Raw genomic sequence first — 9,110 nt, 5'->3', positions numbered from 1 at the left:
CGATGCCGCAGGGCGGACCGGGACAGGGCAACGCACGGGGCGCGGCGGCCGGAGCCCCGGCGGGCATGGGCGCCGGCGGGCAGGGCGGCCAGGGCGGCGAGGACCAGGAGCACAAGGCGAAGTACCTGATCCCGACCGACGACTACTTCGACGACAACCGGCTCGTCGCCCCACCCACCATCGGCGAATAAGGGCGGATGAGCACCATCGCGACACTCTCCCTCCCCGAGTTCGACGTGCTGTGGGAGGTCCTCCGCGTCGGCGCGGTGCCGTACCCGTTGCAGGTCGACCACCACGGCATGACGGTGGACGACCGCGCCCAGGTCCGCGCCGACGCGCACGCCTCCCTCGAACGCCGGGGCCTGGCCCGCCGGGGCAGGCCGGAGCCGGAGCTGGAGGACGCGTTGCGCCTCCTCGCCCGCCCGGACACGTCGATCACCGTCATGGGCCTGCCCGACGCCGCCTCCGACGACCTGCTGCGCGCGCTCGCCGTCGCACGCGGGCGTTACGCGGTGCTGGCGGTGCAGCAGGCGGACGGCGTGCGGCTGGACCTGCTGCGCGACGTGAGCCTCGCGGGCGCGGCGGTGAGCGTGCTGCCGCCCCGGCCGCCGGGTCCGGGCAGGCCGATCACCGTCCCCGCGTCCGCGATCGAGGACCAGGGCGGGAACGGCATCCGGCAGACGGTCCGGGGCGGCGGCAGCGACGACGTGCGGGCGCTGAAGGACATGCTGGCCGGCCCGATCACGGGCACCGGCCACTTCACGCCCCGCGTGGACGGCCACCCGCCGCCGCCCGCGGTGACGTGGATCGACACCCCGCGCGGCCGGTACGCGAGCATGGGCACGGAGTGGCTCACGGTCGCGCCGGCCGACCACACCGGGCTGGTGCGCAGGCTCAGCCAGGCACTCGCGCCGCCAGGCCGGTGACGAACGCGTTCAGCGCCAGCTCGAAGCTGTCGTGGTCGAGCTCCCGCGCCACGGACGGCAGCAGGTGGGCCTTGTCGAGGTTCGGGTACCGGTCCCGGTAGAACGACTGGTCCTCGGTGAACCCGCTGGAGAACGAGCTCAGCGCGGCGCCGAACACGAGGTACATCAGCGACGCGGCGATCATGGTCGCCTCGCGCCGCGACCACCCGGCGGCGACGAGCCCGCCGTGCACGACGTCGAGCCGGCGCAGCGACGCCTCGCGGTGCGCCGGCCCGTACGCCAGGAACGGCACGATGTTGGGGTGCTCCGCGAGCGCGGCCCGGTAGGAGCGGGCGCAGCTGAGCAGGCCGTGCCGCCAGTCGCCGCCCTCGAACCCGGACACGTCGACCCGTTCGAGGATTCCGGCGGCCACGTCGTGCAGCAGGTCGTCCTTCGTGCTCACGTGCCCGTACAGCGACGCGGCCTGAACGCCCAGCTCAGAGGCCAGTTTGCGCATGGACAAGCCGTCGAGGCCGTCACGGTCGATGATGTGGAGTGCGGCCGCCCGGATGCGCGAGGCACTCAGGATCGGGTTCCTCGGCATGTCCGTCCCCTTGCCTGTGGTGGGTTCCGCGCATAGGTTAGATAACCTAACACCGTTCGGTTAGGAGGTCACCCCGGTGGACTTGCGCATCTCCGACGAACACCGGCAGCTCAAGGAGCTGGCACACAGGTTCACCGAGGAGCGGATCGTCCCCCACGCGGCGCGCTGGGACCGGGACGAGGCCATCGACCGCGACCTCGTGCCCGCGCTCGGCGACGTGGGCTTCCTCGGCCTGGGCATCCCCGAGGAGCACGGCGGCTCGGGCGGCGACAACCTGGCGTACTGCCTGGTGCTGGAGGAGGTCGCGCGCGGTGACTCGGCCGTCCGCGGCATCATCTCCGTCTCGCTCGGCCTGGTCGGCAAGACCATCTTCAAGCACGGGACCGACGAGCAGAAGGCCGAGTGGCTGCCGGGCCTGTGCTCGGGGCGGCGACTCGGCTGCTTCGGCCTCACCGAGCCCGGCACCGGGTCGGACGCCGCGTCCCTGGCCACCAAGGCCGTCCGCGACGGCGACGACTGGCTGATCACCGGCCGCAAGGTGTTCATCACCAACGGGACGTGGGCCGACGTGGCGCTGGTGTTCGCCCGCACCGGCGGCCCCGGCCCGAAGGGCATCACGGCGTTCCTCGTGCCGACCGCCTCCCCCGGCTTCACCGCCACCGAGATCCACGGCAAGCTCGGCATGCGCGGCCAGGCCACCGCCGAACTCGCCCTCGACGGGATCCGCGTGCCGGACGCGAACCGGATCGGAGACGAGGGCGCGGGCTTCAAGCTCGCGATGGCCGCGCTCGACCGGGGCCGGATGTCCGTCGCCGCCGGCTGCGTGGGCGCCGCGCGGGGCGCGCTGGAGGCCAGCGTCGAGTACGCCAAGGAACGTCAGCAGTTCGGCAAGCCCATCGCCGGTTTCCAACTGGTGCAGGAACTCCTGGCCGACATGGCCGTGGAGACCGACGCGGCACGGCTGCTCACGTGGCGGTGCGCGGACCTCGCCGACCGCGACGAGCCGTTCGGCACCGAGGCGTCGATGGCCAAGCTGTACGCCAGCGAGGCCGCCGTGCGGGTCGCGAACAACGCCATCCAGGTCTTCGGCGGCTACGGGTACGTCGACGAGTACCCCGTCGGGAAGTACCTGCGCGACACCCGCGTCACGACCCTCTACGAGGGCACCAGCCAGATCCAGAAGTTGCTCATCGGCCGGGCGCTGACCGGCATCAACGCGTTCGCGTAGACGGTAGAGGGAGGACGTCATGGACTTCACGCTCGACGAGGAGCAGAAGGAGATCCGCGACTGGGTGCGGACCTTCGTGCGCAAGGAGGTCGCGCCGCTGGAGCCGGAGGTGCTGCGCCGGGAACGCCAGGGCCAGCCCGGCCTGACGCGTGACGAGCTGAAGGAACTCCAGGACAAGGCCAAGGCGGCGGGCTTCTTCGGCGTGCTCACGCCGCAGGAGTACGGCGGCATGGGCCTGGGCGCGCTGATGACCGCGCTCGTGGAGGCGGAGCTCGGCCGCACGTTCGTCCCGTTCCGCTTCGGCGGCTACGCGGACAACATCCTGTTCCACGGCAACGAGGAGCAGAAGCAGCGCTACCTGCTGCCCACGATCTCCGGTGAGCGCGTGTCGTGCTTCGCGATCACCGAGCCGGGCGCGGGCTCGGACGCGAAGGCCATCCGCACCTCCGCCCGCAAGGAGGGCGGCGAGTGGGTGATCAACGGCGAGAAGACGTTCATCACCCAGGGCAACGAGGCGGACTTCGTGATGGTGTTCGCGGTGACCGACCGCGAGAAGGGCGCGGACGGCGGCGTCACGTGCTTCCTGGTGGACCGGGAGATGGGCTGGAAGTCCGAGCCGATCCCGACCATGGGCGAGTGGGGTCCGGCGGCGCTGGTCTTCGACAACGTGCGGGTGCCCGAGGAGAACGTCCTCGGCGAGGTCGGCAAGGGCTTCACCCTGGCCATGCAGTGGATCGGCCAGGGCCGCTACCTGCTGCCGGCGCGGGCGCTGGGCGCGTGCGAGCGGTTGGTCGAGATGGCCATCGAGCAGGCCAAGAACCGGGTCACGTTCGGTCAGCCGATCGCCGAGTACCAGGCCATCCAGTGGATGATCGCGGACTCGGCGGTGGAGATCGAGGCGTTGCGGTGGCTCGTGCTGCACGCCGCGTGGCTGGTCGACCAGAAGGCAGACTCGCGGCAGGCGCAGTCGATGGCGAAGCTCTACGGCGGCATCAAGGCCAACGAGATCGTGGACCGCGTCCTCCAGATCCACGGCGGCATGGGCTACACGCGCGAGCTGCCGATCGAGCGCTGGTACCGGGAACTGCGGCTGCTGCGCATCTACGAGGGCACGGACGAGATCCAGCGCCGCACCATCGCGCGGAACCTGTTGAAGGGCCACGCGAAGGTGACCGGCACGCTCGGCTGACGGCGGCACGCCCGGCCGACGGCTCCCCCGGCGACGTTGGGCGCAGGTGGTCGCACCCCGACCACCTGCGCGGCCACTACGCCGGCGCCGCGTCGTCCAGCCAGACCAGGTGCACCCGCCGTCGTCCCGTCGACCGGGACGTGATCTCGAACAGCGTCCGCGCGCTGTCGGCGCTCTCGGACACCAGGTGGAAGCCTCCCTCCACCGAGTTGGCCTCCGCGCGGTCCTCGAACGCCAGGCCGTAGCCGGCGACCCGCGCGTCCTCCGCCTCGCCGTACTCCTCCACGATCGCGAACAGCCGCGGCGCTTCCTCCAACGCCACTTCGCGCGCCAGGGCCGTGAAAACGTCGTTCACCCGTTCGTCCTTCCGGTGCTCTCGATCGGGTCACGGTGGTAGCGGTTACCCTGCGTCCACAACCCGTTACTGGATCGGCTGTGAGACTGCCCCCGCCTGACCACGAAATGCAAGATATGCAGATCGCCACCTTGCATTTGCCGTGCAGGACGGCGCCGTCTCGGGAAGGGACGACTGAACACCGTGGCCACGAAGAAGGGCACGCCGACCATCCGGCTGCGCAGGTTGGCGGGCCAGTTGCGACGGCTCCGCGACGGGACCGGCCTGCGCCGCGAGGACGTCGAGGAGCGGACCGGCATCAACGCGACCACGCTCTACCGCATCGAGACCGCCCGGAACCGGCCGCAGTACCGGACCCTGGCGGCGCTGATGAAGCTCTACGGCGTCCCGAGTGACGAGCAGGAACGCTTGAAGGCGCTGTACAAGCAGTCGGCCGGTGAAGGCTGGATGCAGCCCTGGCACGAAGACCTCCCCGAGGGGTACACGGCGTACATCAACTTCGAGAAGGAGGCGTACGGCCTCCGCCACTACTCCGGGTTGTTCGTCCCCGGCCTGCTCCAGACCGAGGATTACGCCCGCGCCGTAATCCGCGGGGTCCTGCACGACGAGACCGACGACCAGGTCGAGGACTTCGTCCGCACTCGCATGGAGCGACAGGCTGTCCTGACGAAGAAGAAGCCGCTGAAGCTCTGGGCGGTCATCGAGGAAGCGTCGTTGCACCGCCAGGTCGGAGGAGCCGACGTCATGAGGAGCCAGCTCCGCCACCTGCTCGACGCGGCCAAGGCGCCGAACATCACCATCCAGGTCATCCCGTTCAGCTCGGGGGCTCATCCCGGGATGCCCGGCCAGTTCGTCGTCATGGACTTCCCGGACCCGCTGGACACCGACCTGATCTACGTCGACAGCCAGGCGGGTGAGATATTTTTGGAGTCGGACGCCGACATCAAGCGCTTCAGGGCTGCCTTCGACCACTTGGTGGCAGTGGCCAAGAGCCCGGACGACTCGGCGGCGTTGATCGCCGGGATCGCCGCCGGTCCGGAAAAAGGGAGGTTCGGGCGACTGTGAAGCACAGGGATCTGTCGGGCGCGGCCTGGCGCAAGAGCACCTTCAGCGGAAGCGGCGAGTCCTGCGTGGAGGTTGCTCCGGTGGGCGAGCGCGTCGCCGCGCGTGACTCCAAGCACCCGACGGGGCCGACGCTGTCCTTCGCGGTCGCGGAGTGGCGGAGGTTCCTCGCGGGCCTCGAAGACGGTCGGGCGCAGGCGGTCAGCCGAGGCTGGTGAGCATCTGGGCGCACACGCGCACCAGGTGCTTGCGCATCACCTCGGACGCGCGGGACGGGTCGCCGGCCGCGATGGCGGCGACCAGGGCGTCGTGGTCGTCCAAGGACGCGTGCTGGTGCGGCGGGTCGTCCTGCAGGCCGCTGCGCAGCAGCACGACCCGCTGCTGGACCAGGCGCACCTGCTCGGCGATCCGCGGGCTCCGCGCGGCGTCCAGCAACGCCTGGTGGAACGCCAGGTCCAGCCGGTACGGGAACCGCTCCCCCGCCGAGTACGCCCGCCGCGACTCCTCGCACACGGCGCGCAGCCGCACGACGTCGCCCTCCGACCGCCGTGACGCCGCGAGCTCGGCCGCCGCGCACTCCAGCGCCGTCCGCAGCTCGAAGAGCGCCTGCACGTCGGCGGCGTCGGCCGTGGGCACGAACGCGCCCCGGTGCGGCGCGAGCACGAGCAGCCCCTCGGACACCAGGTGCCGGATCGCCTCCCGCAGCGGCCCGCGCGAGATGCCGAGCCGTTGGGCCAGCTCCACCTCGTTCACCCGCGCGCCGGGCGCGATCTCGCCGGTCAGGACCAGCTCGCGGACCACGTCCACTGCCTGACCGGCCAAGCTCATGTGCAGGGGAGGTGTCACGAACGTCTCCTAGCGCGCGGCGATGCTGCCATGTTAACTGTCGACAGTTGGCAGCGCAGCGGAGTGGAGAAGCGGATGGCGCACGAACTGGTCGCCGAGGTCTGGCGGGGAGAGTTCCTGGAGTCCGTGCACCACGGTTCGGTGATCGCCCTCGACGCGACGGGCCGCGAGGTTCTCGCCGTCGGCCGCCCGCACGACACCACCTACCCCCGCTCGTCCAACAAGCCCGTGCAGGCGCTGGCGATGCTCCGCCAGGGCCTCGACCTGAGCGGCGAACTGCTCGCCCTGGCCTGCGCCAGCCACTCCGGCGAGGACTTCCACGTCGACGGCGTGCGCCGCGTCCTCGACGCGCACGGCCTCACCGAGGCCGACCTCCAGTGCACGCCCGACCTGCCGATCGGCGAGGACTCCCTCAAAGCCCACCTCGCGGCGGGGCGGTCCAAGGCCCCGATCTACATGAACTGCTCCGGCAAGCACGCCGCCATGCTCGCGACGTGCGTCGTCAACGGCTGGTCGACGCACGACTACCTCGACCCGGCCCACCCCCTCCAGCGCGCCATCCGCGCGACGCTGGAGGACCTGGCCGGCGAGCGCATCGGCGCGGAGGGCGTGGACGGCTGCGGCGCGCCGCTGCTCGGCATCAGCCTCGCGGGCCTGGCCAGGGCTTTCGGCGCGCTGGCACGTGCCACCGCCGGCCCCGAGCGGCGGATCGCCGACGCGATGAACCGCCACCCCGAGTGGGTCGGCGGCACGAACCGCGACGTCACGAAGCTGATGCGGGCGATCCCCGGCGCGGTGGCCAAGGACGGCGCGGAGGGCGTCTACGCGATCGGCCTGCCGACCGGCGAGGCCGTGGCGTGCAAGATCGCGGACGGTTCCAGCCGGGCGCGGGCCGTGGTCCTGGTGGCCGCGCTGCGCCGGCTCGGCGTGGACGCGCCGGACGAGCTGGCCACGTTCCCGGTGCTCGGTCACGGCCGCGTGGTGGGCGCGGTCAGGCCGTCGCCGGCGCTGGTGGTCTGACCGGGCGGACTCCGGCACGTCGTGCCGCCCACCGGGTTGAAGCGACCACTACGCTGGGGTCATGGCCAGCGCCAGAGCCGCAGACGCACCGGACGAGCGCCCCCGGGGCGACCTCGACGACGAGCTGATCGGCCTCGACCCCGACGACCCCGAGACGCGGGCGTTCGCCGAGCACCTCCACCGGATGCAGCGCCAGCCGCCCGGCTTCACGATCGAGGGCTCGCTGGCGGGCGTCGAGCAGTTCGCCGACTCGGCCAACCGCGCGGGCGGCCTCCGCCGGCTGCTCGCGGTCGTCGTGGTGAGCCTGATCCTGCTCGGCGCGGTCATCAGCATCTGGTACTACCTCGGCGACCTGGTGGCCGTCTTCTTCGACTGACGCACCGGCGGGTTCGTCTAACGTGGAGGTATGGAACCTGTCGTCGGCGCCACCCCGAAGGTGGTCCACTCCGAGCTGGAGTGGCGGGAGATCCTGACCCCCAAGGAGTACGCGGTGCTGCGCGACGCGGGCACCGAGCCCGCGTGGGTCGGCGAGTACACGGAGACCAAGACCGAGGGCGTCTACACCTGCCGCGCGTGCGGGGCCGAGCTGTTCCGCAGCGAGACGAAGTTCGACTCGCACTGCGGTTGGCCGTCGTTCTTCTCGCCGCTGGCCGCGGACACCGTGATCCTTCGCGAGGACCGCACCCTCGGGATGGTGCGCACGGAGGTGCTGTGCGCCGCGTGCCACAGCCACCTCGGGCACGTCTTCGAGGGCGAGGGCTACGACACGCCCACGGACCAGCGGTACTGCATCAACTCGATCAGCTTGCGTCTGGTCGAAAGCCCTGACGGTCCAGCAGACTGAGGGCGCTACTCCGAATGATGACGGTATCGACACCAGGAGGAATCATGCGCATCTTCAAGGGCACCGACGGCGAGGGCTCCGGCGGCGTGGACGGCGCGTCGTCGTCCTGACATCACCTGGGTCGCAACCCTAAGGCTTGCTAAAGGGCTCTTGCTGGGGTGTGGCCTGGCGCACACGATTGCCTCCTGAGCTGGTGGACCTGGTTCCACCGAGGCCCACAGGGGGTGGACCGTGGAGCGACCGTGGGGGCTTTCAGGCCCTGAGTTCCTGGAGTTGTACTGGATCGGGCTGGCGTTGGCGCTGGCCGTCGCGATCCTCGGCCGAGTGAGCCTGCGGGGTGCGCGGGGAGGCGTCCCCGCAGGCCCGCTCGGCGTGTTGGACATCGCTTACCTGACCGGCGGGCCACGACGGGTGGTCGAGGCTTCCGTGGCCGGTCTCATCACGTCCGGCGCGTTGGCCCCGGCCCGCAACGGGGCCGTGCGCCTCGTCGGATCGCCGGTCGCCGACCACCCGGTCGACCAGGCCGTGCTCACCGACGTGGCGCGGTACCGCTACCGGACGTTGACGCTGCTGATCACCTCGGTGGCCGAGCAGGACGAGCCGCGCGCGGTCGGTCGTCGACTGTCCGAACTGGACTACCTGGTCGCGCCGGAGGCGGTGAAGTCCCGGCTGCGCAAGGCCGTCGTGCCGATGGTGCTGCTGTTCGTCGTCGGGGTGGCGCGCTGGGTGAACGGGCTCGCGATCGGCGCGCCCGTGGGGTGGCTGACGCTCCAGCTCGTGCTGACGGGCGTGCTGGTGGCGCTGCTGGTGAAGGGCAACCCGTTGACGCGCACCGCGAAGGGCCGTGACGCGGTGGCGAAGGCTCGCGCAGGCGAGAACACCGGGGGGTGGGGAGCGACCAGTTCGGCGAACGAGGCCGAGCTGGTCGCTCTCACCGGGTTCAGCGCGCACCCGGACGTCGTGCTGCGCGCCGCCGCGCGGCCGGTCAAGCACAGCCGGGCGCACGGCGGCCGGCACGTGGCGGGGTCGTACGGCGTCGCGGGCACCGCGGGGTGCG

13 protein-coding genes are annotated in these 9,110 nt (G+C 71.4%); 10 read left to right on the top strand and 3 right to left on the bottom strand.

Annotated elements, in window-relative coordinates; genetic code table 11:
- Both ACFQ3T_RS31335 and ACFQ3T_RS31330 read left to right on the top strand, forming a co-directional pair.
- A partial coding sequence (locus ACFQ3T_RS31335; RefSeq protein WP_380728840.1) for a hypothetical protein occupies window positions 1-191 on the top strand: 191 nt, incomplete at its 5' end.
- Between the two features lie 6 nt (window positions 192-197).
- Entirely contained in the window at window positions 198-926 is a 729-nt protein-coding gene (locus tag ACFQ3T_RS31330; protein ID WP_380728838.1) for an ESX secretion-associated protein EspG, read from the top strand.
- On the opposite strand, the gene ACFQ3T_RS31325 is transcribed toward ACFQ3T_RS31330, so the two are convergent.
- Window positions 895-1,509, bottom strand: a complete 615-nt coding sequence (locus ACFQ3T_RS31325; RefSeq protein WP_380728836.1) for a TetR/AcrR family transcriptional regulator — start codon at window positions 1,507-1,509, stop codon at window positions 895-897. The two genes, ACFQ3T_RS31330 and ACFQ3T_RS31325, sit on opposite strands and share 32 nt — an antisense overlap.
- 76 nt (window positions 1,510-1,585) lie before the next feature.
- Between ACFQ3T_RS31325 and ACFQ3T_RS31320 the strand changes: the two genes are divergently transcribed.
- Both ACFQ3T_RS31320 and ACFQ3T_RS31315 read left to right on the top strand, forming a co-directional pair.
- On the top strand, window positions 1,586-2,737 hold the full coding sequence (locus tag ACFQ3T_RS31320; RefSeq protein ID WP_380728834.1) for an acyl-CoA dehydrogenase family protein: 1,152 nt from the start codon (window positions 1,586-1,588) through the stop codon (window positions 2,735-2,737).
- 19 nt (window positions 2,738-2,756) lie between these two features.
- Window positions 2,757-3,926, top strand: coding sequence for an acyl-CoA dehydrogenase family protein (locus ACFQ3T_RS31315; RefSeq protein ID WP_380728832.1), 1,170 nt, complete (start codon window positions 2,757-2,759; stop codon window positions 3,924-3,926).
- Between the two features lie 76 nt (window positions 3,927-4,002).
- Here ACFQ3T_RS31315 and ACFQ3T_RS31310 read toward each other — a convergent pair whose 3' ends face one another.
- The gene (locus ACFQ3T_RS31310; RefSeq protein ID WP_380728830.1) at window positions 4,003-4,281 is read right to left on the bottom strand and encodes a hypothetical protein; all 279 of its coding nucleotides are present in this window, start codon (window positions 4,279-4,281) and stop codon (window positions 4,003-4,005) included.
- A 183-nt stretch (window positions 4,282-4,464) separates the two neighbouring features.
- Here ACFQ3T_RS31310 and ACFQ3T_RS31305 point away from each other — a divergent pair, with 183 nt between their 5' ends.
- Together ACFQ3T_RS31305 and ACFQ3T_RS31300 are read left to right on the top strand one after the other, a co-directional pair.
- Window positions 4,465-5,346 (top strand): helix-turn-helix domain-containing protein, encoded by an 882-nt coding sequence (locus tag ACFQ3T_RS31305; RefSeq protein WP_380728827.1) that lies wholly within the window; start codon window positions 4,465-4,467, stop codon window positions 5,344-5,346.
- Window positions 5,343-5,561, top strand: coding sequence for a DUF397 domain-containing protein (locus tag ACFQ3T_RS31300; RefSeq protein ID WP_380728826.1), 219 nt, complete (start codon window positions 5,343-5,345; stop codon window positions 5,559-5,561). The genes ACFQ3T_RS31305 and ACFQ3T_RS31300 overlap by 4 nt, the downstream gene beginning before the upstream one ends.
- Here the strand turns inward: ACFQ3T_RS31300 and ACFQ3T_RS31295 are convergent.
- A complete protein-coding gene (locus tag ACFQ3T_RS31295) occupies window positions 5,545-6,189 on the bottom strand; it encodes a GntR family transcriptional regulator (RefSeq protein ID WP_380728824.1) in 645 nt (214 codons plus the stop codon). The two genes, ACFQ3T_RS31300 and ACFQ3T_RS31295, sit on opposite strands and share 17 nt — an antisense overlap.
- 75 nt (window positions 6,190-6,264) lie before the next feature.
- Here ACFQ3T_RS31295 and ACFQ3T_RS31290 point away from each other — a divergent pair, with 75 nt between their 5' ends.
- The 4 genes from ACFQ3T_RS31290 to ACFQ3T_RS31275 form a co-directional block, all read left to right on the top strand.
- Window positions 6,265-7,209 (top strand): asparaginase, encoded by a 945-nt coding sequence (locus tag ACFQ3T_RS31290; protein ID WP_380728842.1) that lies wholly within the window; start codon window positions 6,265-6,267, stop codon window positions 7,207-7,209.
- A 61-nt stretch (window positions 7,210-7,270) separates the two neighbouring features.
- Entirely contained in the window at window positions 7,271-7,585 is a 315-nt protein-coding gene (locus ACFQ3T_RS31285; RefSeq protein ID WP_380728822.1) for a hypothetical protein, read from the top strand.
- 30 nt (window positions 7,586-7,615) lie between these two features.
- On the top strand, window positions 7,616-8,053 hold the full coding sequence (gene msrB / locus ACFQ3T_RS31280) for a peptide-methionine (R)-S-oxide reductase MsrB (protein WP_380728820.1): 438 nt from the start codon (window positions 7,616-7,618) through the stop codon (window positions 8,051-8,053).
- A gap of 273 nt (window positions 8,054-8,326) precedes the next feature.
- Window positions 8,327-9,110, top strand: a 784-nt coding sequence (locus ACFQ3T_RS31275) for a TIGR04222 domain-containing membrane protein (protein WP_380728818.1), incomplete at its 3' end; no start/stop codon positions are given.

The organism is Saccharothrix hoggarensis (genome assembly GCF_042678885.1).
In the GTDB taxonomy this organism is placed as follows: domain Bacteria; phylum Actinomycetota; class Actinomycetes; order Mycobacteriales; family Pseudonocardiaceae; genus Actinosynnema; species Actinosynnema hoggarensis.
Note: the sequence above shows the minus strand (reverse complement) of the source record. Positions and strands in the feature narration are given on the sequence as shown.

Bases quoted from the DNA above. Each gene is read 5' to 3' on its own strand.
- ACFQ3T_RS31285 (WP_380728822.1), top strand. From the start codon at position 7,271: ATGGCCAGCGCCAGAGCCGCAGACGCACCGGACGAGCGCCCCCGGGGC.
- ACFQ3T_RS31325 (WP_380728836.1), bottom strand. From the start codon at position 1,509: ATGCCGAGGAACCCGATCCTGAGTGCCTCGCGCATCCGGGCGGCCGCA.
- ACFQ3T_RS31330 (WP_380728838.1), top strand. From the start codon at position 198: ATGAGCACCATCGCGACACTCTCCCTCCCCGAGTTCGACGTGCTGTGG.
- msrB (WP_380728820.1), top strand. From the start codon at position 7,616: ATGGAACCTGTCGTCGGCGCCACCCCGAAGGTGGTCCACTCCGAGCTG.
- ACFQ3T_RS31315 (WP_380728832.1), top strand. From the start codon at position 2,757: ATGGACTTCACGCTCGACGAGGAGCAGAAGGAGATCCGCGACTGGGTG.
- ACFQ3T_RS31290 (WP_380728842.1), top strand. From the start codon at position 6,265: ATGGCGCACGAACTGGTCGCCGAGGTCTGGCGGGGAGAGTTCCTGGAG.